Here is a 22,969-nt window from a genome sequence, read left to right on the forward strand (position 1 = left end):
TGTCGTGCCGGTTTACGGCACGACAGGTTTGTTTATCACCAACCCGGCACTGCACCGCCGTTAAATAATGTTTCGGCAGCTTTGGCCACTTCAGGTGACTGATAAGATTTAATAAATTTCTGCACATTTTCCGCATCTTTATTATCTTCACGGGTCACAATAATATTGACGTACGGAGACTCTTTATCCTCGATAAAAATACTGTCTTTTACCGGAGATAATCCGGTTTGCTGAAGATAGGTTGTACTGATAATGGCGACGGTGACTTTTGGGTCTTTAATCACCCTTGGTAATTGTGCGCCTTCCAGCTCCATAATATTCAGTTTCAGCGGGTTATCGGTAATATCAAGTGCGGTCGGCAGTAATCCGGTGCCGGATTTTAATTTTATTAATTTCTCTTTTTCCATTAATAATAATGCCCGCCCCAAATTTGTCGGGTCATTTGGCATAGCGACGGTATCTCCGGTTTTTAATTCACTGATATTTTTAATTTTATCGGAATATCCTGCCATTGGAAAAACGAATGTATTCGCGACCGCCACAAGATTATAACCACGGGCATTATTGTCCTGAGCTAAAAACGGACGGTGCTGGAAGACATTAGCATCGAGATCACCATTGGCAGTCGGGTCATTCGGCAGCAGCGAACCACTGAAGCCGACAAGTTCGACATCCAATCCGTATTGTTCTTTTGCCACCTTTTTTGCGACTTCGGCGACATCTTGCTCGGCGCCGTTAATCACGCCAACTTTAATTTTCGACATGTCCGCATCGTTATTATCACATCCGGATAATAAAATGCTCAACGCAATAATAATGCCGGGAAAAAGCCTGAAAGGTCGTTGTTTCATTATGATCACCGTTATGTTTGCTGAATGTATTTATCAGTAAATAGCGGTAAAAAGAGGAAAAGGTCAACGGGGAGGATGATGCAAAAATTTCATCTTGACAAGATAAAAAAAAAGCCCGCAATCCTGCGGGCATAATCACAACATTTCTTCAGGGGTACTCTCTACTTGGATGTGATAACTATACCGTACCAGATGTGTAGTAGTGTCCGGCCTCTTAAAGCTTGTTTAATGTATTATCGTTTTTTGTCAGCAAAGTATGACTAAATGTGACAAAGCCCCTGTTCCGGTATGAAACAGAATAAGAAGGAGAAAAAAGGAATAAGAAATGAAATATAATAACCGGGGATTTAATATTTCATTACAAAATACACGATTATTGACCTGTTCATAAAAGTGTATTCAGATATACTTACTTCATAAGCATCTGTAATATATATTATTCTAATAAATATCCCTTCCCCCCTGTTTACCAGTGAAAAATGGAGTAAACATATGCCGGGTAAGATTTTTTCACCAAAACATAATTCTGTTGAGCGCGTTGCTTTTGATATGGCGCTGGCATTAGCATCAAAAATTGAATCAATCAGAACACCGGAGCAGTTAATGGCAGAGATAGCCGCATTGTATCCGGAGTGCTATGAAGCCGCAGAAAACCACCGTAAGATGGAATACCTCGGCTCTCATGTGAAACTGCATTCAGTCGGACAATACGGTTTCACTAAGTATTAATATCTATAAAACGTCTCTTTACAGAGGCGTTTTATTTTTTCAGCGATTATAAACATTCGTACAGAGATGTTCATTATCTAATTGAATAATTGGTTTTATACGATAATGCAAATGTAATTATGGGAATGTTATGGCATCGTGGGTTATTTAAAACAAAGAGACAGGGGTATAAAAAATAAAATCATGATATTATAGGGTAATGTTAATAAACCCATGAAGGTTGTATGAAAGTAAAATCTTTTTTTATTTATTCCACTATTGTACAAACGGTATTAATCACTCTGATATGGAGTGTCATGTCAGGAGCACTTAGTTATTTTTATGTTCCTAATGCTGATAATGGTTATAGAATACAAAAATTGATTTTATTGAAAAGTTATGCTGAAATATTAAATGATGAAATATTAATGCCTGAGCAGTTTACTATAACATCTAATAAATTATTAGGGTTGTACGTGAACTTGATGACTAATGGATTAGGCAGAGAGTACTCACCTGCCTTTATTGTGAAAAACAAAAAAGGTGATATTTTATATTCAAACAGAACGATTGAAAATACATTAAGTAATGATGCCGATTTAATAGAGGTGAAATACAAGGATCCGAAAAGTTCTCTGGAATTGATAATAAGAGACTCAAAAACAGATGTGAGGGATATTATCGGTGATCCTTTCTGGGATACAGTTATTCCGTTCATGTTAATATTGGGCGTCATGATATCAGCAACTGTTATTTCATCATATATCTGTACCCGTTCATTAAGAAGAGAGTCTCAATATATTGCACACAGGGCTGTAGGTGATTTTGCACCAATTAATCTGGATAACCAGTACTTCGAGATAAAACCTCTGGTAAAAGAAATTAATAAATTATTAAAGCGGGTTGAAGAGGCAACAGCAAAGGAACGGCAACATATAACGGATTCAACACATGAGTTAAGAACACCGATTTCTGCAATAGTTGCACAATTACATATTTTAATGATGACGGATAATGAAAATGAAAAACTAGAAGTAATTAATGAAATGAATGAAACGTTGAAGCGCGTTACGTTGCTTTCGCACCAATTAATTTACTTATCTAAACTTGAAGAAACAAAAGATGTTGCTAAAAAAGATAATGTGGCTGTTTTTAATATTATCAGTAACTCTATTTTGGTTTTGGCATCAAAGGCCAGTTCTAAAAATATAGCTATAACAACAGATATTCCAAAGGATTTTATAATAAAAACAGATGGGGATATTTTGACTCAGATAATCATTAACATTATTGAAAACTCAATTAAATATAGTCAAAAAAATGCAATGATTGAGATTGAATATCAATCATCAAAAAATGAAGTCTCTCTTATTATCAGTGATAATGGGCCGGGTATTCCGGCAGATGTACAGAGCAGAGTGTTTGACCGGTATTACAGAGTAAATAATACAAATGAAAACGGAAGCGGGCTGGGGCTTTATATTGTAACAAAGCTGGCTGCGATGATAGGCGCGGAAATAACTATTGTAAATGGCCTCAATGGTGCCGGTGTGGGCTTTAAAATATCATTTGGTATTGAAAGTTAGTTTTTAGATGTATAGTAAAGTGGCAATCTAACAGGTAGATTGCCATCAGAAATCAGAAGCGATATGTGTAACCTACGGAGGAGAGAAAACCATATTTTTTTTCTGTAAGAGGACTTTTAGCCGCATCGCCAAGCAGATGGTATGCACCAAAACCAAAATTTAAGGATGAATTATCAGTTAATTTGTATTGTAATATACTAAGCGCGCTAACATCTTTAAATCCTGCTGCAGGCGCATATTCGTCAAAATCAGTATTTTCGGACTGAAGTTTAGTGACACCAAAATAGGCCTGATTAAAATCTTTATTTGCCCATGTGGATGCCAGGTTATAGCCAACAGACCAACTGTTATTTAATGGATATATGCCATTTAATCCCATTTCAACTGTTGTTGCATTATTGATTTTTTGTCCGCCATATGTCCTGTTCCGGAGAGCCGTAAGTGATGATAAGTATATTTTACTAATTCCGAAGCTATAATTAATCTCTGCTCCGGCAGCGGCAGATCCTTTGAGTTTACCCATTCCGGCGAAGGTGTCATCTTTCTTACCAAAATACCCGATTTCTTCATCTCTGCCATTAATATAGGTGCCCTGAATTGCCATATTGAACCCCGGAGTATTGCCGGTTTCCCAGCGGATCCCCCCGGTGCCAGCTTCAATATTACCGTACCCTTTACTGTGGTGGGAGTAATTAGCTTCAATGGATGGTGTAGCTTCATATTTTCCGGAACCTTCATATTTTGGTGAAAAATCTGTTCCGATGCCTAATGTAAGCTCATTTGCGCTGGCATGACTACAGCCAAGTATAATTGCAGCAACGATATAAGACAAACGGGAATAAACATTCATAAAACTAAACCTCGTGAAAGTAAGAGGCTTATAATCTAATATAATGATTTTACCAAACCTTACGTATCCGTGAGTTACATTTAATGGAACATTAAGATTCACAATCCGGGCAGAATTATAATGCAACGAAATCAGAGGGGGTGTTATGAAAATACTGCTTGTTGAAGATGATATGTCTTTAGGGAAATCACTGGCAAAAGTGCTTGATCTGCATGGTAACGACACTGTTTGGGTAAGAGATTTATCAAGAGCTTCTGACGCTTTAGGGAGTACGATATTTGACCTGATATTGCTGGATTTATCATTACCTGATGGGTTTGCGACAGGGAGCATAAAAAAATGGAGAGATACAAATATACACACGCCTATTATTGTTCTGACTGCATTTAATGAAGTTCAGATTTTAGTTATGGCACTTGATTTAGGCGCTGATGATTTTATCTCGAAACCTTTTGAGATAGATGTACTGATATCCAGGATACGAACAGTTGTCCGGAGGAGTTGTCATAACAAAGAGAATAAAAACGGAATTATTGTTATAGATGAATTAACATTCAATCCTAATTCACATCAGGCATACCTGGGTAATTACTTGCTTGGGCTATCACCGACAGAATTTACACTTTTGGGTTTATTACTCAAAAATGCCGGAGTACCTGTAAGACGAAGTGAATTGGAAGATATTCTGTACAGCACTGACGCTGATGATGAAACACCTTGCAGTAATTCTTTGGAGGTTCATATTTTCAATTTGAGAAAAAAATTAAATAATAATAAAATAAGAACAAAAAGAAATATTGGCTATCTTTACCTGAAATGAATTTCATCTTATTTTTTCGGGAATAAAATACAAAAACCAAATTAACCAACAAAGTGATAACGCCTCAAACCAGTATGTATTTCCGCTGAATGCAGCCATGGCATCCTCAAATTTATAAAATCCGATAAATCCTGTAAATCCAAGATACCACCGTTTTCTGAATTGCATGTTCCCCCCTGGTTTTTATAGCTTGGTTTATATTTTCAATTAATTATCGGTCACAAACCTTAAATAATCGTTAAGTTAGTGGCGGTAATACAAAAAATCATTATATCCTTATTCATTCAAACCGCAGGTTCGTTGGCTACGGTCAGCCCGCCGGCTATATTTCCCGGGTATTACGGGAGCCATGAACCTGAAGGATATTAACGGGATGGATATCTTGTCGTGCAGAAAATGTACACCATCTTTGATGGTACGTGATATTACCGTAGCAACCCGGTGGAAGAACGGGTTTATCGGATAAACCGCGAACGTCATTACCTATCGTCCTATAGTGCGAATCTTAATGCCATAGTACACTTATTATAGTGAGTATTTTACCAACACTTGACCCGAAACAAAAATATCACGGGTTATTACTCCTATAATTCTCAGCTAACTTCCTTATTGATACCGATGTGATTGTATGGCTGACAAATTGAATCTTAACTGGCCTGAATTTTTAGAAAAATACTGGCAAAAAAAACCGGTTGTATTGAAAAATGCATTTCCTGACTTTGTTGATCCTATCACGCCAGATGAGCTGGCAGGCCTGGCAATGGAGCCTGAAGTTGACAGCCGGCTTGTCAGCCTTGACGACGGGAAATGGCAGGCAAGTCATGGTCCGTTTGAGGACTATAGCGGGTTAGGCGAAACCGGTTGGTCATTGCTGGTACAGGCGGTTAACCATTGGCATATGCCTTCTGCTGAATTGGTGCGGCCATTCCGGGTACTGCCTGAGTGGCGTCTTGATGACCTGATGATTTCGTATTCGGTTCCGGGGGGTGGTGTCGGGCCGCATATTGATAACTATGACGTTTTTATTATTCAGGGAATGGGCCGCCGTCGCTGGCGTGTGGGTGATGCAATACCGATGCGCCAGTTCTGTCCGCATCCGGCATTGCTGCATGTTGACCCGTTTGAGCCAATCATTGATGTCGAAATGTCACCGGGTGATATTCTGTATATCCCACCGGGATTCCCGCACGACGGGTTTACGTTCGAAGATACAATGAACTACTCCGTCGGTTTTCGCGGACCAAACGGGCGTGATTTGCTGAGCAGTTTCGCGGACTATGCGTTGGAAAAAGATTTAGGTGGCGTGCATTACAGTGATCCTGATCTGACAGTGCGTGACAGTGCGGGAGTTGTAGAAGCGCAGGAAATTGAGCGTCTGCGCGCCATGATGGTTGAGATGATAAACCAGCCGGGAGATTTTGAGCAGTGGTTTGGTCGTTTTGCTACCACCGCCCGCCATGAGTTGGATATTGCACCTGCCGAGCCTGAGTATCTGCAGGACGAAGTATTGAGTGCGTTGAATGCCGGTGAACATCTGACCCGCCTGAGCGGCCTGCGCGTAATGCGTATCGGCGATAGCTTCTTTATTAATACAGAAGCCTGGGCTGCCGCAGATGCTAAAGGCGCAGACGTACTATGCCAATTCACCGAACTTGGAATAAACGAATTAGGTGATGCATTACAAAATCCGGCTTTTGTCGCTGAATTAACTGAATTTATCAATCAGGGTTATTGGTACTTCGGGGAATAAAGCGTTTTTTGTCATTGCTACTGTAGTAAAGGTGATCGCTCAGGCGATCACCGAACTTAATAATAAAACAGCTCATGGCAAGCTGCCGGTCTGAAATACTTTATATTTTTTATTGCCTGTCGTTATTACCTGCCTTCATGGTCGGAGTGAACATATCAAAACAGGCAATCATATAATTTAAATTACAGGCTCAATTTTTGCTGAACAATGAGTCAACAAAATGGCCCACCGGTTTCGGTAATAAATCCTGCGGATGATCACCACCGAAAGTTGCCAGACCGCTTTTGCCGTCAATCGTGACAGAAGAAACCGGTTGTCCGCTGACTACTGAAATCACTGTGATTTTTACGGTGACTCTGTCCGGTCTGGCTGACCATTCTGTTGCCCTGTCTTCCCAGTGAAGAATGGAAGAATAAAACACATAATCAGCTTTATTTTGTCTGGCTGACGTCAGTGCCGTCCCATCATCTTCGGGTGTTGCAGCAACCTCAACTTTTATAGTGTGCTTCAGTAACGCTGTTTTTATAATCGTCGCCAACTGTTGACCTGATTTCTTATATGTTGTGTCTCCATAAGATCCATTTTCAGGTAATGAAACATAAATATCACTCATTTTTGGAATTATAACAGTACTATATGAGGCGTCGGGTATTATTTTTGTGCTATCCGCGCAGCCATAAAGAAATATTGTGCTGAGAATAATGGCAATAATTTTTTTCATGTCATCTTCCGCTTATCTAACAAATGAAAAATATAATAGATTCTGATTAGTTATCGGATCTTATCCGGATAACATTATTATTTTTATTCAAATGGTTGTCCTGCATACATATATTGTTATATCTGAACAAAAAACACAATGCATAAGTTCAGCGATCAGGATAGAAATCCTGACTGGCGGTGTAAGCACTTCTTGTTTAACCCAATTTCAGCCAACAGCTCGGAATATCAAAGAACAAAAAATGAATATTATATAAACGTATCCGGAACCATTAGGGCTTCTTGTTTTCTTTTGCTACGTCGCGGGTTGGATAAATAACCAAAAGCCCCGGTAACAATTGTGCAGTGGTTGGATTCATCCCGATTTTGTTGAATATGATAGTATCAATTTACGTTGGAATGGGTCGCAGGCTGATTAACGTTGTTGTTATGAAAGGTTTATTATTGGTTATGCTGAATTTGTACCAGGCACTGGTACGGAGTAGCTGGTGTCCCCTGCAGGAATCGAACCTGCAACTAGCCCTTAGGAGGGGCTTGTTATATCCATTTAACTAAGAGGACTCTGTTTGTATCGTCAGAAAAAAGCGTGCTTATCTTACTCAGTCAGCATGAAATAATCAAATTTTTAGCGTTTACTTGTTCATTTTCAGTACAATAAAAAATATTAAAACGACACCGGTGCAAAATTGCGGGGTGCCGTTCCGTTATAGTACCGGTTATTTTCGGCTCATTTCCTGTGATTTTTCAATTGCGCTGCGCACGCCCGCAATCACTGACCGGCGCAGTCCGGTTTCTTCCAGTTTCGCGACCGCTTCAATAGTGGTGCCGCCCGGGGAGCAGACCATATCTTTCAGGTCACCCGGGTGTTTGCCGGTTTCCAGTACCATTTTAGCGGCACCCATCACTGTTTGCGCTGCAAATTCGTAAGCTTGTTTGCGGGGCATTCCGCCTGCGACGGCAGCATCAGCCATGGCTTCAATAAACATAAAAACGTAGGCGGGGGCTGAGCCACTGACGCCAATTACTGCATCAATTAATGATTCCGGTACTATTTCTGCGCGTCCGAAGCTGCGGCACAGTGACATGACAAGTTCGGTATCTGCTTCCGTTAAAAATTTATTGGGTGTAACGGAGGTCATACCCGCATTAACCAGTGCCGGGGTATTCGGCATCAGGCGAACGATTTTACAGGATGCCGGGACTGCGGCTTCCAGTGTGCTGAGTGTGACACCGGCAGCGATGGAAATAATAATGCTCTCTGTTTTCAGATAAGGTGCAATTTCCTGTAAAATTCCGGTAACAGCATAGGGTTTTACACCAATAAATATAATATCAGATTGTTCTGCGACGGTGGTGGTGTTTGCTGTTCCGTGGACACCGAACTCAGCAGCAACCAGGGCGGTACTGGCCGGGCTGTAATTATGGACGAAAACGGCGTCAGGTGTGAGGATCTGCCCTGAAATCAGTCCGTTCAATATCGCCTTTCCCATATTTCCGCAACCAATAAATCCGACTTTCTTATTCATCATAACCCCTTTATTACCGATGATAACTGACCGGAAAGGCAGGATACCACTCTCTGCCGGTAGGGTAACGCAATAATTTCGGCATCATTTACATACACAAATGTGCTAATACCGGATAATATTGAGTTTATAGATACGTGAAACTGTAAAAAATAACTCACGTTTTGGCATGGAGAAACTTATGAAGTATCAAGTAAGTGGCCTGACACTTGCTACGGTGCTGCTGATTGGCGGATGTGCAAGTTCGGATCAGTCACCGGGAACGCGCAGTGATCCGCTGGAAGGGTTTAACCGCACGATGTTTGATTTCAACTATAATGTGCTGGATCCTTACCTGCTCAGACCAGTTGCAGTTGCCTGGCGTGATTATGTACCTACTCCGGCACGGAACGGTACAATTAATTTCCTCGGAAACCTTGAAGAGCCGGCAAGCATGGTTAACAGCTTTCTTCGTGGCGATGTTTACCAGGGATTCAAGCATTTTAACCGGTTCTTCCTGAATACGGTCTTTGGTCTGGGCGGTCTTATCGATGTCGCATCGATGGCGAACCCGAAACTGGCCAAAGCGGAGCCGGTTCGATTTGGTAATACGTTAGGAAACTATGGTGTCGGTTATGGTCCGTATGTGGTCATTCCGGGCTATGGTGGCTGGACACCGCGCGTAGACGGCGGGGATTGGCTGGATACCACGTATCCGATGCTGAGTTATCTGACTATCTGGATGGGTGTTGGTAAGTGGGCGATTGAAGGGATTGATAACCGCGCACAGTTACTGGATTCTGAAGGCGTTTTACATAACTCCAGTGATCCGTATCTGATGATGCGTGAAGCCTATTTCCAGCGTAATGACTTCCTGGCATCCGGCGGGGAGCTGAAAGCGCAGGTAAACCCGAATGCGGCTGCAATTGCTGATGATTTGGATTCTATCGACGGCGAATAATTGCTTTTACAATTAATCGCAATAAAAAGTTCTGGCTGTTGACCAGAACTTTTTTTATGCATAAAAAACCTGAAAATCAGAACGTATAGTTGAGATTAATACCGTATAACCAGGCTTTACCGGATGAGCTGAACTCATAATTAGGCATCTGCATGTTCGGATTACCCAGCTTGGTGCCGATAGTTTTAAGTTGGTCTTTAGTCAGCAGCGGCTCAGAAATATCGACTTTACGTCCATGCATATAGGCAACACCAACATCCACAGACATATCTTTATTAAAGGCGTAGGTTGAACCAAGGCTAAACCAGATACGATCCTGATCAGGAATAGAAATGGAGCGATTTTCAGCGGGAACAGGGCTGTCATCGAATGCCACACCGCCACGGAATGTCCAGTTATCATCGTGATAATAAGTTGTTCCCAGCGCTACGCGGTACGCATTGCTGAAGCCTTCATGTTTTTCAAACAGAACGTCACCGCTGCCGTTGTCTGTTGCTTTCAGCTCTTTAAAGGTATCCCAGCCTGTATAGGCAAAGGTATAGTGAACCGCCCATTTTGGTGCAACTTTGTGATAGGCTGAGAATTCCCAGATATCCGGCAGGTGGAGATCCAGACTGCCTTTGGTTGAACGATCAAGCAGACCCGGGATATTTTGAGTAAAATCACCGTCTTTAAATTTTACGGTTACTTTTGAACGGTAAGTTAAGCTGAAACGGTTATCTTTATCCAGTTCATATAACATACCGGCATTCCAGCCATAGCCCCAGCCATCACCTTTGAGTTTGGCAAGATTAGAGTTTGCCGGAATTTTTCCCAGTTCAGGTTTGCCGGTAAGATGTGCGGCAACAGATCCTAATTCACCGGTATGGCGTGAAATTTCCGCATCCGCATAAACGGCATTCAGTCCGAGACCGAAACTGAAATTGTCATTCAGGCGATAAGCGCCGGCAAGGTTAAAATTGGCGGTCATCAGGTCAGTTTTACCGGCGATGGCACCTGCCGTGTAGCTATCATTAAACTCAGTTGCCAGGCCAAAGTTTGATGTGGCGGATGCCCCGACAGACCATTTATCATCAACCGGCATAACAAAATGCAGATTCGGCACCACTGCACTCGGGGCAATATCACTGGCATCAGTACTGTTACCTGTGAGAGGGGATTTACCTTTAATATCCACGCCCGGGTTAATGTAAATCGCCCCTGCAGAAAATGAAGGGCGGTCAAATAATGTCATTGCTGCAGGATTACGACTGCCGACGCTGGCATCATCTGCCACGGCACCTTCCCCTGAAAAAGCACGTCCGAGTGCAGAAGTTGAATACTCATTTAATTGAAAACCCGCTGCAAAGGCATTCGATGCTACTAAAGAAACTGCCACTGCCAGTGCTGAACGAGTGAACAGGTTTTTCTGGTTCATGACCAAAACCCTCTTGTTTATTTTGTTTATGTACTACTTTGATAGTCAGAAGTAGCGCTGGATTGTATGTTTGCTTGTGGATATGACAAATCAGACCAGTTGAGAGAGTATAGGATCAGCACATCTGAATGTTATTTTTTTGTACTAAAATAAGCGAATTAAGATGTCAAAATGAGATTCACTTAACATTATTTTAACAAATAAGGGCGTTTTTAGGGCAAAAAATGGCTTTAGCCCGAGTAGATCAAACAATAGATTGAAATTTTATGATTTACTTTGATAAATGGTATGATTCAGCATTGAGATAGTAAGCTATTTTTAACTAACGGGAGATTGAAATGGCTGACGCAAAAAAACTGTGTAGCGCAGAAGAAACCGCCGCATGTTGCTGTGTGGACGTAGGTACTATTATTGATAACGAAAGTTGCACGTCTTCTTTCGAGCGTGTTTTTGCATCAAAAGCAGAAGCAGAAAAAATGCTGGAAACGCTGACAGCCAAAGCTAAAGCAGCAGCTTCTGAGCCTTGCGAAATGCACAGTGAGTTCAAAGATACAGCTGAAGGTGTTGAACTTAAAGCTGATTTTACATTCTGTTGCCAGGCGGAAACGCTGATTTTTGAACTGGGCTTACGTTAATTCGTCAGAAGAATACGTAATCTGAATTCAGGCCTCCGTTGAATACGGGGGCTTTTTTTATACCTGAAATTCAATCGGAGTCTTTAAAAAAAATCATTTCTCTGCGCGGCTTCGCATTTTTTATTAATTTGCATTGCGCAGATGCAACATGATGTTAACAATAATGGCAGGTCAGACCACAGTATGTCGGAATAACCGTTCATAACGTAAGGATAAACGGATGAAACTTGCGCAGGCAGAACGAATTGCAATTATTGACGGATTACGAACGCCGTTTGTAAAACAATCAACGGTTTATCGTGATGTTCCGGCGATTGAGCTGGGTCGCACTGTTGTGCAGGAATTACTTTTCAGGCAATCATTTTCCCCGGAACTTGTTGATCTTGTCGTTTTCGGACAGGTGATACAAATGCCTGCCGCACCCAATATTGCCAGGGAGATTGTTCCCGGGGCCGGACTTGCGGTAACAACAGATGCCTATTCGGTTACCCGTGCCTGCGCCACCAGTTTTCAGGCGATTGCAAGTGCGGCACAGGCTATTCAATGTGGCCAGAATCATATTGCGGTGGCAGGTGGGGCAGATTCCTCGTCTGTTTTACCTATTGGTGTATCCCGCAAGCTCGCCGGGACGTTACTGGATCTCAGCAAAGCCCGCTCTCTTTCACAAAAACTCAGGTTACTGATATCGCTGCGCCCGCGCGATCTCCTGCCTGTCGCTCCGGCGGTGGCAGAGTACTCCACAGGTTTGCGCATGGGCGATACCGCAGAACAGATGGCGAAACGCTACCATATTACCCGTGAAGCCCAGGATGCCTTTGCTCACCGCTCACATCAGGCCGCCACACAGGCATGGGCCTCCGGTGTGCTGCGTGATGAGGTTATGACGGCACGGTTTGCGCCGTTCACACACGTCTGTGAAGAAGATAATACGCTGCGGAAAAATTCACTGGCAGGCAGCTATGCACAACTGAAACCGGCATTTGATAAACGCCACGGCACAGTTACCGCCGCGAACAGTACGCCGCTGACTGACGGTGCGGCTGCGGTACTGATGATGTCTGAGTCCCGTGCACGCGAACTGGGGCTGGTTCCGCTGGGCTTTCTGCGCAGTTATGCGTTCACCGCCGGGAGTATGCGGGAAGATATGCTGCTGGGACCGGCTTATGCCGCGCCTGCCGCATTGACGCGTGCGGGATTGTCATTATCTGATTTGACACTCATTGATATGCATGAAGCATTTTCCGCTCAGGTGCTGGCAAACCTGCAATGTTTTGCCAGCGATGCATTTGCCCGCGAAAAACTCAATCGCTCAAAAGCAATCGGTGAAGTAGATCCGGATAAATTTAATGTACTCGGCGGTTCCATCGCTTACGGTCATCCGTTTGCGGCAACCGGTGCGCGGATGGTCACTCAGACTCTGCGGGAACTGAAACGGCGCGGTGGTGGTTTTGCCATGACAACCGCGTGTGCCGCAGGTGGTCTCGGGGCGGCGATGATCTGGGAAACGGAATAGGCGGAGGGAATAATAATGACTGATTATAATAAAACACGTTCTGATGAAACATCCTCTGCTTTTCATCTGACAGTTCGTCCGGATAATGTCGCGGTGATCACCATGAGTGTACCGGGTGAAAAGGTGAACACCCTGAAAGCAGAATTTGCCGCTCAGTTTGAAGCCATTTTATGTGAAGCACGGCAAATCTCCGGGCTGCGCGGAATGGTCATTATCTCCGGAAAGCCAGGTAATTTTATTGCCGGAGCGGACATTAACATGATTGCCTCGTGTCGGGATGCGGCGCAGGCACAGGCGCTGTCTGCCGCAGGCCAGCAATTATTTGATCTGATCGAAAATTATCCTCTGCCGATTATTGCGGCTATTCACGGTAGCTGCCTCGGTGGCGGGCTGGAGCTGGCAATGGCCTGCCACAGCCGGATTGTGACTGACAGTGATAAAACCCGGCTTGGTCTGCCGGAGGTGCAGTTAGGGCTGTTGCCGGGCTCTGGCGGAACACAGCGGCTGCCGGGGCTGACCGGGCTGATAACGGCACTGGACATGATGCTGACCGGACGACAGTTACGTGCAAAACAGGCATTTAAACTGCGGCTTGCGGATGACATCGTCCCTGAAGATATTTTACTGGAGACGGCGGCCGCAAGGGCATTGTCCGCTCATCCTGCACGGCGGGCTCCGGAATCATTGTGGCAGAAAACTCAGCGGATGAAGGGTGTCCGTTACATTATTCTGCGCATAACCCGTAAAACAGCGCAACGCCTGACTCACGGACACTATCCGGCGGCAGAACAGATTATCAATGTTGTGCAGTGTGGTCTGGATAAAGGGCGGAGAGCAGGATTTCAGGCGGAATCAGCCGCATTCGGCAAACTGGCAGTAACGGCTGTGTCCGGCGCGCTGCGCCATATTTTCTTTGCGGCATCAAAACTGAAAAAAGACGGGGCAGGTGATGCAAAACCGGCAGAGTTACATCATGTGGCTGTTCTGGGCGGCGGACTGATGGGCGCGGGAATCGCGGCAGTCACCCGTCAGCGTACCGGGTTACCTGTCAGGATCAAAGATATTTCACAGGATGGTGTCAGTAAAGCGCTGGCTTTTTTCTGGCAGCACCTGAGTAAACAGGTAAAGCAACAGCGGCTCTCCCCGCGAGAGCGGACACAATTGATGGGGGACATGACCGGCACAACGGATTACCGGGGTTTTCACCGTATTGATTTTGTCACTGAGGCTGTTTTTGAATCTCTGGCGCTGAAACAGCAGATGGTTGCTGAAATTCAGTCCGTCACGCCGCCGGAAACTATTTTTGCCACGAACACATCATCATTACCTGTCCGCGATATTGCTGAAAACGCATTACGACCGGAAAAAATTATCGGGCTGCACTATTTTAGTCCTGTGGAAAAAATGCCGCTGGCAGAAATTATTCCGCATGCGGGAACAGATGCGGTCACGCTGGCAACAACACTGCAACTGGCGCGCAGACAAGGGAAAACCACGATTGTAGTCGGTGATAAAGCCGGGTTTTATGTTAACCGTATCCTTGCCCCCTATATTACAGAGGCGCTGCATTGCCTTATTGAGGGGGAGCCGGTGGAGAAAATTGATAATGCACTGACAAATTTCGGTTTTCCGCTGGGGCCGGTCGCGTTACTGGATGAAGTCGGTATTGATGTCGGGACAAAAATTATGCCGGTGCTGGAGGCGGAGTTTGGTGAACGCTTTGCCTTACCGGCACAGTTGCAGGCAATTTTTCAGGATAACCGGCTCGGTAAGAAAAATGGCCGCGGATTTTATGATTATTCACCACTCCCGTTATGGCGCCGGTTCGGGCGAAAAGCTCCCCGTAAAGCAGATAAACAGATTTACGACTTACTGGGGGCGGCGGCACAAGGACAGCTCACTGCACAGGCGATTGCAGAGCGCTGTGTGATGATGATGCTGAACGAAGCTGTCAGGGTACTGGATGAACAGATTATCCGCTCACCTGCGGACGGGGATATCGGCGCGGTATTTGGTATCGGGTTCCCGCCGTTTTTGGGGGGGCCGTTTTATTATATGGATACATTATCACCACAGGTTGTGGCGGAAAGACTGACGGCGCTTGCAGCCCTTCATGGTGATCGCTTTACACCTTGTGAGGCATTGATGCGACGGGCAGAAGATAATTTACGTTTTTTCTGATGAAGACCGTATTCAGATAAAAATACCGGATATTGATTTTATTTTACTGAGCAGGATCAGCGCAGAATTCGGGTTTATCTCTGTGCTGAATCATTTTAATTATAGTTAATTTAAGGCAGAATGCCTTTGCACCCGAAAACGGGGCAGCAGTAATAATGAAGATAACGATAATGTTAAGCAGTTCATTCTTTGACGTGATGCGGTCCGTGAACTCAGAAACGGTCGTATCCGTCCTGTTCAGACGGTGACGTATGCAAGTTTTGATTATGCGACATGGCGATGCGGCTTTAGCCGCAGCCAGTGATTCAGTCCGGCCCTTAACTGAAAAGGGAATTACAGAGTCCCGTAATATGGCACAGTGGCTTGCCACGCAACATCTGCAAACTGATACTGTGCTGGTCAGCCCTTATCTGAGGGCAGAACAGACACTGACCGAAATCCGCCATGACCTCAGTTTACCAGCAACCGATGAGGTAATGCCGGGTCTGACACCATCGGGTGATGCGCAGATGGTCGCGTCTTATATACAGGTTCTGGCGGAGGAAGGGCATCGTGGCGTGCTGGTTGTTTCTCATCTGCCGCTGGTGGGGTATCTGGTGGCAGCATTGTGTCCGCAGGAAACCGCGCCGATGTTCGCGACATCCTCTGTTGCCTGTATTGAACTGACGGATGGTTGCGGTACATTGTGCTGGCACCGCGCTCCCGGTCAGTTAACCTGATTATTCACGCCGGGCGGTTTCGTCAATTTCGATAAGCAGCAGTAATGCAGCTGTGCCGCCCCATTCCTTTGGTGCCTGATAAAATGCAATAACATCAGGGTGTTGTGCCAGCCACAGCGGTGTCTGTTGCTTCAGAACATGTTTACCGTGCCCGTGCATGATACAGACACAATAGGTATTTTCGCGGCGGGCGGCCGCGACCAGTGCGCCTATTTCCTGCTTCGCCTGAAGCTGTGTTAAACCGTGTAAATCAAGAAACAGTTCCGGTACATAATCACCCCTGCGCAGTTTTTTCAGTTCATACGGACTGGCATTTTCGCGCAGATAGCGGGTCGGGCCGTCCATATCCAGATTCGGGCGGTATTCATCCGAAAAATAAAAACTGGCGTCAATCTGATCCTGCAACAGCCGCTCCGGGGCAATTTTGGTTACATTGGCCCGTGGTTTCGGATGCACCACATTATCCTGCCTGATTTTACGCGTACCGCTGATAGCTTCTTTAAACAACAGCAGGTCATCATCGGTTAAAGGCGGCTTCTTTTTCATAATATCCCATCAGAAATAATTTTCGATAGTGTAACCGATTTCTTTAGTGATGTTGACGTCATCCTTGCAGGTCATGTAATGACGGAGGATCAGGGAGAAAAATTCGTGTGTATTACGCAAGATATGCTGATTTAGCGGCGACTTCGTGGCAAACTATGTCATCAGATATCTTATTTTGGTTTACCCCGCCGGAGGCACTTTTGGATAAAATTTACGTTGATGAAGCCGTTGCCGAGCTTCACACGCTACAGGACATGCTGCGCTGGGCGATGAGCCGCTTTAATGCTGCGAATATCTGGTATGGACACGGAACGGATAATGCCTGGGATGAAGCACTCCAACTGGCGCTGCCGACACTATTTCTGCCTCTTGACCTGCCTGCGGAACTTTACCAGTCCCGGCTGACATCATCTGAGCGCCAACGCATTGTTGAACGGGTGCTGCGCCGTATTACGGAGCGCGTTCCGGTACCTTATCTGACCAATCGCTCCTGGTTTTGCGGGCATGAATTTTATGTGGATGAGCGGGTGCTTATTCCCCGTTCACCGATTGGTGAGCTGATTAACAACCATTTTTCCGGGCTGCTTGATGCTGAACCGGACACCATTTTGGATCTCTGTACCGGCAGCGGTTGTATCGCTATCGCCTGTGCGTATGAATTCCCGGATGCAGAAGTGGATGCCGCAGACATTTCAGCCGATGTGCTGGATGTCACAGAAATGAACATTGAAAATCACGGGTTATCCCATCGCGTGGTGCCGATACGATCAGATCTGTTTAATAATCTGCCGGCAGTGAAATATGACCTGATTGTGACTAATCCGCCGTATGTGGATGCGGAAGATATGAGCGACCTGCCGGATGAATTCCGGGTAGAGCCTGAGCTGGCGCTGGCTGCGGGCAGTGACGGACTGAAACTGGTACGCCGGATACTTGCGAATGCCCCGGATTTTATGTCTGAGGACGCGGTGCTGATTTGTGAAGTTGGTAACAGTCAGGTACATCTGATTGATGAGTTTCCGCAGGTGCCGTTCATCTGGCTCTCTTTCGATAACGGCGGCGATGGCGTATTTATGTTAACTCGTGATCAATTAACAGAACATCATGACGCATTTAAGCTTTTCAAATAGATAATCCTCATGTAGGAATAGACGCATAAAAATAGGTTAAAACCATTCACTTGCACACATTCAGAGACAGGAAAACAGGATGGCCGGAAACAGCATCGGAGAACTTTTTCGCGTAACGACCTTTGGTGAATCACATGGCCCTGCGCTGGGCTGCATTGTTGACGGTGTTCCGCCGGGACTTGCACTGACTGAGGCAGATTTACAGACTGACCTCGATCGCCGCCGTCCGGGAACCTCGCGCTATACCACACAGCGCCGTGAGCCGGATCAGGTCAGAATTCTTTCAGGTGTATTTGACGGAAAAACGACCGGCACCAGTATCGGGCTGCTGATTGAAAATACCGATCAGCGCTCGCAGGATTACGGAGAAATCAAAGATCTTTTCCGTCCCGGACATGCCGATTACACGTATGAGCAAAAGTATGGCTTTCGCGATTATCGCGGCGGCGGACGCTCATCAGCCCGTGAAACGGCAATGCGTGTGGCGGCAGGGGCGATTGCCAAAAAATACCTGAATGAGAAATTCGGTGTGATTGTCCGTGGCTGCCTGACTCAGATGGGGCATATCAAATGTGATATCCGCGACTGGTCACTGGCAGAGCAAAACCCGTTTTTCTGTCCGGATGAACGCCAGTTAGAGGCGCTGGATGAATTACTGCGCGGCCTGAAAAAAGAAGGGGATTCTGTCGGGGCGAAAGTGACCGTTGTGGCAGAGCATGTTCCCGCAGGTCTTGGTGAGCCGGTCTTTGATCGCCTGGATGCAGATTTGGCGCATGCGCTGATGAGTATCAATGCGGTGAAAGGTGTCGAAATCGGAGACGGTTTTGGCGTGGTTAACCTTAAAGGCAGTGAAAACCGGGATGAGATTTATCAGTCCGGGTTTACCAGCAATCATGCAGGCGGTATTCTCGGCGGCATCAGTAGTGGCCAGCCAATCATTGCACATATTGCTCTGAAACCGACATCATCGATTACTGTTCCCGGTAATACGCTGAACCGGCAGGGTGAAGAGGTGACTATGATCACCAAAGGGCGTCATGACCCTTGTGTCGGGATACGTGCTGTGCCGATTGCGGAAGCGATGACAGCGATTGTGCTGCTTGATCACCTTTTGCGTCATCGCGGACAATGTGCGGATGTAACCCCGCCATTACCGGACTGGTCATGATATAACATGTTGTTATCCCGGATACTCACCCGGGATTTTTATTGGCAGGTATAAAATGGAATGGTTTCAGTTCGGGGTTGAAATCTATGTATTGCTGTTTTTTGTTGCACTGATAGCCGGGTTTATTGATGCAATTGCCGGGGGCGGTGGGTTACTGACCATTCCGGCTTTGCTGGCTGTCGGCATTCCGCCGGTACAGGCACTGGCGACCAACAAACTTCAGGCTGTCGGCGGCTCATTTTCTGCCAGTTTTTACTTTATCCGTCGTAAGGCAGTGGATCTCTCCGGGCAGCGGATACCGATAATCATGACGCTGATTGGTGCGGTGATTGGCTCCGGGCTGGTTCAGTTTGTGAACCCTGAATACCTGCGCCAGTTATTGCCTCTGCTGGTTATTGCTATCGGCCTCTATTTCCTGCTGACACCTTCAATTGGCGCAGCAGATCAGAAACAGCGCCTGATGCCGCTGGCTTTCGGCTGCACAGCAGGGATTGGCCTGGGTTTCTATGACGGGGTGTTCGGTCCGGGAGCCGGGTCATTTTATGCGCTGGCATATGTCACGCTGGCGGGATTTAACCTTGCAAAAGCCACGGCGCACGCCAAAGTCCTCAATTTTGCATCAAATGTCGGTTCGCTCTCATTCTTTATTTTCAGTGGTCATGTTATCTGGCTGCTGGGCTTTATTATGCTGGGTGGACAGCTTATCGGTGCACGTCTCGGTGCGCGTATGGTATTGAGCCGCGGACAAAAATTGATCCGTCCGATGCTGGTAACTGTCTCTTTTCTGATGAGCATCAAACTGCTTTATGACAATCACGGCGATACTATAAGTACGTGGCTGTCTCAGCTTTTTCATTAATTTTTAGTGGTTCATATAATCAATGAGTAAACATCATTTTCAGCAATTAATTGACGTTTTTGACGGCGAGTTTTCAGCTGATTTCAATACCCGCCTGGTTAAAGGCGACGAAGAACCTATCTACCTGCCGGCTGACAATAACGTGCCGTATAACCGAATAGTGTTTGCACACGGTTTTTATGCCAGCGGGATCCATGAGATTTCCCACTGGTGCATTGCCGGCAAGGAACGCAGAACACAGGTGGATTTCGGATATTGGTACTGTCCGGACGGGCGTGATGCAAAAACACAATCAGAATTTGAGGTCGTGGAAATAAAACCGCAGGCACTGGACTGGCTGTTTTGTCAGGCAGCGGGTTATCCGTTTAACGTCAGTTGTGACAATCTTGACGGCAATTTCGAGCCTGATCGCGTCAAGTTCAAGCGAATTGTTCACGGGCAGGTCATGGAATATTTTTCACAGAATTTATTACCCCCACGAGCCGCGCGGTTTATTAATGCCCTGCAATCGTTTTACAATACGCCACCGCTGACTGCGGACCAATTTCCATGGCCGGAAGATCCGTTTGCCTGACAAACTGATGTTGCGGACGACTGAACTCTAAGGAATAAACATGCTTGCGGATTATGAAACGCGTATTCTCGCTCAGATTGATGACATGGTTGAACATGCCACTGATGATGAGTTGTTTGCAGGGGGTTATTTACAGGGGCATCTGACCCTGGCGGTAGCGGAACTGGAAAAAAGCGGGGAGCACACTGTTGAGGCGCTGCACGATAAAGTAGAGATGAGCATCCGTCAGGCGATTAAAGCCGGTGAACTGACACCGCCGGATCAGGTACTGGTGCTTGAAACCTGGCAGCGTCTGCTGAAAAATGCACAGGTGCAATATTGACAGAGGCAACAAAATATACTATCCGCCGGGCCAGTCCCGCTGATGTTGCGGCAATGTCTGCGGCGGAGTCCTCTGCCGGACAACTGTTCAGTAGTGTTGCGGGCTACGAATGGATGGCGCAGAGTGAAGGTCACTCTGAATCAGCATTCGGTAAATTTATCATGAACGGTAATGCCTGGGTGGTGACAGACCGGGAAAATAATCCGGCCGGTTTTATCCTTGTATCTAATCTCGGCGCCGGGTTGCATATTGATGAACTGTCTGTTGCCGGTGCACATCAGGGACAGGGGTTAGGACGGCAACTTATTGAGCGGGTGAAGAATGTGGCACTGGCGCGTGGTTGTTCAGCACTGACGCTGACCACGTTCCGTGAGGTTGCATGGAACCGCCCGTATTATGAACGCCTCGGTTTTGAGTTGTGTGATGTCTCCCGGTTACCTGCATTGAAAGCCATTTTACAAAAAGAGGCAGATTACGGGTTACAGCTCAGCGACCGCTGCGCGATGGTGTACCGTTTCTTCTGATCGCAGAAAATAAATAAACTATAGATGTCATCAATTTGAAGAGTGCTTTGCACTCTTTTTTTGTGCCTATTTTTTGTGATCCGGATACGTGTATTTCTGAGATCACCGTCTTTTTTGTTGCAAAAAAGTCAACAACTTTGCGCGATCTTGATAAAATATCATTAAATATTAACTTGTCATTAACATTTATTCTGTCAGAATGAGCCTGTCCCCACAAAAACAGGTATTAAATTATGTTTGAATTACAACCGAAAAATACAGCTCAACAGGCTGTGACTATTTACACGAAGATAGCGGTTGCTGCCGTAGTATTACTGGCACTGTTATTTTCTTTCTGGTTTAAAATTGACGGAATGAGTGTAATTGAAAGAGCAGTCCCTTCAATCGGCATGATTTTATTTAGTGGTTTAATTATTTTTAATGCCAAACGGGAATTAGATTCGCTGTACCGTTCAGAGGAAAAACAGACTGAAAAAGTCATGGCTCTGAATGCCTGATAGTTCGGAAATAGTCCGGAACAGTCGCATTACGCGAATAGTAAAATATAAAGAAGATACGATCACGGGTCATCGGCAGAAATGCAGATGACCCATTTTACGTTAGGGATTACTGATATAGATCAGCTCCGGTTTCCTGTGCAATAAAACCAATAGCAGCCTGTGCTCTGACACTGTTACCGGCTTTATCCAGTGGCGGGGAATACACCGCAACTGCATATTTTCCCGGAACGACAGCCAAAATACCGCCACCAACACCACTTTTCGCCGGTATCCCGACCTGATATAACCATTCACCTGAGCCGTCATATAACCCGGCAATGGCCATTTCTGCCAGCACTTTTCCGGTATTTTCAGTACTCAGAAGCTGTTTTCCGCTGTATGGTGATTTTCCGTGATTGGCGAATACCGCGCCCATCTTAGCAAGATCAACGGTGGTGGCATCGACAGAGCACTGGCGGGTATAGAGATCAACCGCCACATCCGGGTCACCATACAATATGCCGTAAGAGAGCATCAGCCGCGCCAGCGCCTGGTTGTGCTGATTCGTTTCTGATTCTGAGCGATAGACTTCATCATTGATAACCAGGGTATTATCGGCATAGGCTTCCATGTTTTGCATAATCTGCTGCCAGCGGTCATCAGGATTTTCAGCATTGATCAGACTGACCGCACTGATAGCACCTGCATTAACCAGCGGATTTTGCGGACGATCAGGCCGCAATTCAATTGCCAGCCCGGAATTAAACGGCAGCCCTGTGGCATTTGCTCCTAATTTAGTCAGTACAGTTTGTGGTCCCTGCTGATTTAATACGAGGGCGAGTGTGAATATTTTAGACAGGGATTCGAGTGGAAAAAGCGTATCTTTATCTCCCGCACTGTAAATTTTCCCGTCGACAGTAGCGATAACGATAGCGTAATTATCCGGGCTGTATTTTGCCAGAGCCGGAATGTAATCCGCGACAGTGCCGGCTTTTTCTGTTTTAAATTTCTGATATGCTTGCTCAACAATAGTGTCATAGCGGATATTCTCCTGGACAGGATTATTTTTTGCATAGGCTGAACTGAAACAGAGCAGTGAAAATGTAAAGGCAATAACTATTTTATTCTTCATATTATTCTCCGGTTATTAT

The 22,969-nt window shown here is 45.5% G+C and carries 23 protein-coding genes and 1 tRNA gene; 16 read left to right on the top strand and 8 right to left on the bottom strand.

Annotated features, from left to right (window positions below; all coding sequences use genetic code 11):
* Positions 1–35: 35 nt before the first annotated feature.
* Entirely contained in the window at positions 36–851 is an 816-nt protein-coding gene (nlpA, locus tag ACMHKJ_RS15920; RefSeq protein WP_413495416.1) for a lipoprotein NlpA, read from the bottom strand.
* Between the two features lie 492 nt (positions 852–1,343).
* Here nlpA and ACMHKJ_RS15925 point away from each other — a divergent pair, with 492 nt between their 5' ends.
* Entirely contained in the window at positions 1,344–1,580 is a 237-nt protein-coding gene (locus ACMHKJ_RS15925) for a hypothetical protein (RefSeq protein ID WP_413495418.1), read from the top strand.
* Between the two features lie 224 nt (positions 1,581–1,804).
* Positions 1,805–3,145 (top strand): sensor histidine kinase, encoded by a 1,341-nt coding sequence (locus ACMHKJ_RS15930; protein ID WP_413495420.1) that lies wholly within the window; start codon positions 1,805–1,807, stop codon positions 3,143–3,145.
* Between the two features lie 52 nt (positions 3,146–3,197).
* Here ACMHKJ_RS15930 and ACMHKJ_RS15935 read toward each other — a convergent pair whose 3' ends face one another.
* Positions 3,198–3,995 carry a MipA/OmpV family protein gene (locus ACMHKJ_RS15935; protein ID WP_413495422.1) on the bottom strand — a complete coding sequence of 266 codons (798 nt, stop codon included), beginning with the start codon at positions 3,993–3,995 and terminating at the stop codon, positions 3,198–3,200.
* Between the two features lie 145 nt (positions 3,996–4,140).
* Between ACMHKJ_RS15935 and ACMHKJ_RS15940 the strand changes: the two genes are divergently transcribed.
* Both ACMHKJ_RS15940 and ACMHKJ_RS15945 read left to right on the top strand, forming a co-directional pair.
* Positions 4,141–4,815, top strand: a complete 675-nt coding sequence (locus ACMHKJ_RS15940) for a response regulator transcription factor (RefSeq protein WP_413495424.1) — start codon at positions 4,141–4,143, stop codon at positions 4,813–4,815.
* A gap of 628 nt (positions 4,816–5,443) precedes the next feature.
* Positions 5,444–6,565 carry a ribosomal protein uL16 3-hydroxylase gene (locus ACMHKJ_RS15945; RefSeq protein WP_413495426.1) on the top strand — a complete coding sequence of 374 codons (1,122 nt, stop codon included), beginning with the start codon at positions 5,444–5,446 and terminating at the stop codon, positions 6,563–6,565.
* 190 nt (positions 6,566–6,755) lie between these two features.
* On the opposite strand, the gene ACMHKJ_RS15950 is transcribed toward ACMHKJ_RS15945, so the two are convergent.
* The 3 genes from ACMHKJ_RS15950 to proC all read right to left on the bottom strand — a co-directional run bounded on the left by ACMHKJ_RS15950 (position 6,756) and on the right by proC (position 8,811).
* The gene (locus ACMHKJ_RS15950; RefSeq protein WP_413495428.1) at positions 6,756–7,286 is read right to left on the bottom strand and encodes a DUF4823 domain-containing protein; all 531 of its coding nucleotides are present in this window, start codon (positions 7,284–7,286) and stop codon (positions 6,756–6,758) included.
* A gap of 485 nt (positions 7,287–7,771) precedes the next feature.
* Positions 7,772–7,846 (bottom strand) — tRNA-Arg (locus ACMHKJ_RS15955).
* A 155-nt stretch (positions 7,847–8,001) separates the two neighbouring features.
* A complete protein-coding gene (proC, locus tag ACMHKJ_RS15960; protein ID WP_413495552.1) occupies positions 8,002–8,811 on the bottom strand; it encodes a pyrroline-5-carboxylate reductase in 810 nt (269 codons plus the stop codon).
* Between the two features lie 181 nt (positions 8,812–8,992).
* Between proC and mlaA the strand changes: the two genes are divergently transcribed.
* Positions 8,993–9,751, top strand: a complete 759-nt coding sequence (gene mlaA, locus ACMHKJ_RS15965) for a phospholipid-binding lipoprotein MlaA (RefSeq protein WP_413495430.1) — start codon at positions 8,993–8,995, stop codon at positions 9,749–9,751.
* Between the two features lie 76 nt (positions 9,752–9,827).
* On the opposite strand, the gene fadL is transcribed toward mlaA, so the two are convergent.
* Entirely contained in the window at positions 9,828–11,168 is a 1,341-nt protein-coding gene (gene fadL / locus ACMHKJ_RS15970; protein ID WP_413495432.1) for a long-chain fatty acid transporter FadL, read from the bottom strand.
* Positions 11,169–11,506: 338 nt separating this feature from the next.
* Here fadL and ACMHKJ_RS15975 point away from each other — a divergent pair, with 338 nt between their 5' ends.
* From ACMHKJ_RS15975 to sixA, 4 genes are all read left to right on the top strand, one after another.
* Entirely contained in the window at positions 11,507–11,803 is a 297-nt protein-coding gene (locus ACMHKJ_RS15975; protein WP_413495434.1) for a YfcZ/YiiS family protein, read from the top strand.
* Between the two features lie 220 nt (positions 11,804–12,023).
* Complete coding sequence (gene fadI, locus ACMHKJ_RS15980; RefSeq protein WP_413495436.1) at positions 12,024–13,316, top strand: acetyl-CoA C-acyltransferase FadI; 1,293 nt, start codon at positions 12,024–12,026, stop codon at positions 13,314–13,316.
* A gap of 15 nt (positions 13,317–13,331) precedes the next feature.
* Complete coding sequence (fadJ, locus tag ACMHKJ_RS15985; RefSeq protein ID WP_413495438.1) at positions 13,332–15,497, top strand: fatty acid oxidation complex subunit alpha FadJ; 2,166 nt, start codon at positions 13,332–13,334, stop codon at positions 15,495–15,497.
* A 251-nt stretch (positions 15,498–15,748) separates the two neighbouring features.
* Entirely contained in the window at positions 15,749–16,216 is a 468-nt protein-coding gene (sixA, locus tag ACMHKJ_RS15990) for a phosphohistidine phosphatase SixA (RefSeq protein ID WP_413495440.1), read from the top strand.
* Here sixA and smrB read toward each other — a convergent pair whose 3' ends face one another.
* Positions 16,217–16,762 (bottom strand): endonuclease SmrB, encoded by a 546-nt coding sequence (gene smrB / locus ACMHKJ_RS15995; protein ID WP_067363573.1) that lies wholly within the window; start codon positions 16,760–16,762, stop codon positions 16,217–16,219.
* Positions 16,763–16,962: 200 nt separating this feature from the next.
* On the opposite strand from smrB, the gene prmB reads away from it, so the two are divergent.
* From prmB to ACMHKJ_RS16030, 7 genes are all read left to right on the top strand, one after another.
* Positions 16,963–17,892 (top strand): 50S ribosomal protein L3 N(5)-glutamine methyltransferase, encoded by a 930-nt coding sequence (gene prmB / locus ACMHKJ_RS16000; protein WP_067364821.1) that lies wholly within the window; start codon positions 16,963–16,965, stop codon positions 17,890–17,892.
* A 79-nt stretch (positions 17,893–17,971) separates the two neighbouring features.
* Positions 17,972–19,060: a chorismate synthase gene (aroC, locus tag ACMHKJ_RS16005; RefSeq protein WP_413495443.1), complete on the top strand. Its 1,089-nt coding sequence runs from the start codon at positions 17,972–17,974 to the stop codon at positions 19,058–19,060.
* A 55-nt stretch (positions 19,061–19,115) separates the two neighbouring features.
* Positions 19,116–19,919: a sulfite exporter TauE/SafE family protein gene (locus tag ACMHKJ_RS16010; protein ID WP_413495445.1), complete on the top strand. Its 804-nt coding sequence runs from the start codon at positions 19,116–19,118 to the stop codon at positions 19,917–19,919.
* A 22-nt stretch (positions 19,920–19,941) separates the two neighbouring features.
* Positions 19,942–20,493, top strand: coding sequence for an elongation factor P hydroxylase (locus tag ACMHKJ_RS16015; protein WP_413495447.1), 552 nt, complete (start codon positions 19,942–19,944; stop codon positions 20,491–20,493).
* Between the two features lie 40 nt (positions 20,494–20,533).
* The gene (locus tag ACMHKJ_RS16020; RefSeq protein ID WP_413495449.1) at positions 20,534–20,815 is read left to right on the top strand and encodes a YfcL family protein; all 282 of its coding nucleotides are present in this window, start codon (positions 20,534–20,536) and stop codon (positions 20,813–20,815) included.
* A complete protein-coding gene (locus ACMHKJ_RS16025) occupies positions 20,812–21,339 on the top strand; it encodes a GNAT family N-acetyltransferase (RefSeq protein WP_413495451.1) in 528 nt (175 codons plus the stop codon). Before ACMHKJ_RS16020 ends, ACMHKJ_RS16025 begins: the two co-directional genes overlap by 4 nt.
* Before the next feature lie 233 nt (positions 21,340–21,572).
* Positions 21,573–21,836 carry a hypothetical protein gene (locus tag ACMHKJ_RS16030; RefSeq protein WP_413495453.1) on the top strand — a complete coding sequence of 88 codons (264 nt, stop codon included), beginning with the start codon at positions 21,573–21,575 and terminating at the stop codon, positions 21,834–21,836.
* A gap of 109 nt (positions 21,837–21,945) precedes the next feature.
* Here ACMHKJ_RS16030 and glsA read toward each other — a convergent pair whose 3' ends face one another.
* Positions 21,946–22,950: a glutaminase A gene (gene glsA, locus ACMHKJ_RS16035; RefSeq protein ID WP_413495455.1), complete on the bottom strand. Its 1,005-nt coding sequence runs from the start codon at positions 22,948–22,950 to the stop codon at positions 21,946–21,948.
* Between the last annotated feature and the right edge of the window lie 19 nt (positions 22,951–22,969).

It is taken from the genome of Morganella psychrotolerans (assembly GCF_965118875.1).
Lineage (GTDB): Bacteria > Pseudomonadota > Gammaproteobacteria > Enterobacterales > Enterobacteriaceae > Morganella > Morganella psychrotolerans_C.

Excerpts from the sequence above, each read along its gene's own strand:
- smrB (WP_067363573.1), bottom strand. The coding sequence starts at position 16,762 with ATGAAAAAGAAGCCGCCTTTAACCGATGATGACCTGCTGTTGTTTAAA.
- sixA (WP_413495440.1), top strand. The coding sequence starts at position 15,749 with ATGCAAGTTTTGATTATGCGACATGGCGATGCGGCTTTAGCCGCAGCC.
- nlpA (WP_413495416.1), bottom strand. The coding sequence starts at position 851 with ATGAAACAACGACCTTTCAGGCTTTTTCCCGGCATTATTATTGCGTTG.
- ACMHKJ_RS15950 (WP_413495428.1), bottom strand. The coding sequence starts at position 7,286 with ATGAAAAAAATTATTGCCATTATTCTCAGCACAATATTTCTTTATGGC.
- mlaA (WP_413495430.1), top strand. The coding sequence starts at position 8,993 with ATGAAGTATCAAGTAAGTGGCCTGACACTTGCTACGGTGCTGCTGATT.
- ACMHKJ_RS16010 (WP_413495445.1), top strand. The coding sequence starts at position 19,116 with ATGGAATGGTTTCAGTTCGGGGTTGAAATCTATGTATTGCTGTTTTTT.
- fadL (WP_413495432.1), bottom strand. The coding sequence starts at position 11,168 with ATGAACCAGAAAAACCTGTTCACTCGTTCAGCACTGGCAGTGGCAGTT.
- aroC (WP_413495443.1), top strand. The coding sequence starts at position 17,972 with ATGGCCGGAAACAGCATCGGAGAACTTTTTCGCGTAACGACCTTTGGT.
- ACMHKJ_RS16015 (WP_413495447.1), top strand. The coding sequence starts at position 19,942 with ATGAGTAAACATCATTTTCAGCAATTAATTGACGTTTTTGACGGCGAG.
- ACMHKJ_RS16020 (WP_413495449.1), top strand. The coding sequence starts at position 20,534 with ATGCTTGCGGATTATGAAACGCGTATTCTCGCTCAGATTGATGACATG.
- ACMHKJ_RS15975 (WP_413495434.1), top strand. The coding sequence starts at position 11,507 with ATGGCTGACGCAAAAAAACTGTGTAGCGCAGAAGAAACCGCCGCATGT.
- ACMHKJ_RS15930 (WP_413495420.1), top strand. The coding sequence starts at position 1,805 with ATGAAAGTAAAATCTTTTTTTATTTATTCCACTATTGTACAAACGGTA.
- fadJ (WP_413495438.1), top strand. The coding sequence starts at position 13,332 with ATGACTGATTATAATAAAACACGTTCTGATGAAACATCCTCTGCTTTT.
- ACMHKJ_RS15925 (WP_413495418.1), top strand. The coding sequence starts at position 1,344 with ATGCCGGGTAAGATTTTTTCACCAAAACATAATTCTGTTGAGCGCGTT.
- fadI (WP_413495436.1), top strand. The coding sequence starts at position 12,024 with ATGAAACTTGCGCAGGCAGAACGAATTGCAATTATTGACGGATTACGA.
- ACMHKJ_RS16030 (WP_413495453.1), top strand. The coding sequence starts at position 21,573 with ATGTTTGAATTACAACCGAAAAATACAGCTCAACAGGCTGTGACTATT.
- ACMHKJ_RS15935 (WP_413495422.1), bottom strand. The coding sequence starts at position 3,995 with ATGAATGTTTATTCCCGTTTGTCTTATATCGTTGCTGCAATTATACTT.
- ACMHKJ_RS15940 (WP_413495424.1), top strand. The coding sequence starts at position 4,141 with ATGAAAATACTGCTTGTTGAAGATGATATGTCTTTAGGGAAATCACTG.
- glsA (WP_413495455.1), bottom strand. The coding sequence starts at position 22,950 with ATGAAGAATAAAATAGTTATTGCCTTTACATTTTCACTGCTCTGTTTC.
- proC (WP_413495552.1), bottom strand. The coding sequence starts at position 8,811 with ATGAATAAGAAAGTCGGATTTATTGGTTGCGGAAATATGGGAAAGGCG.
- ACMHKJ_RS15945 (WP_413495426.1), top strand. The coding sequence starts at position 5,444 with ATGGCTGACAAATTGAATCTTAACTGGCCTGAATTTTTAGAAAAATAC.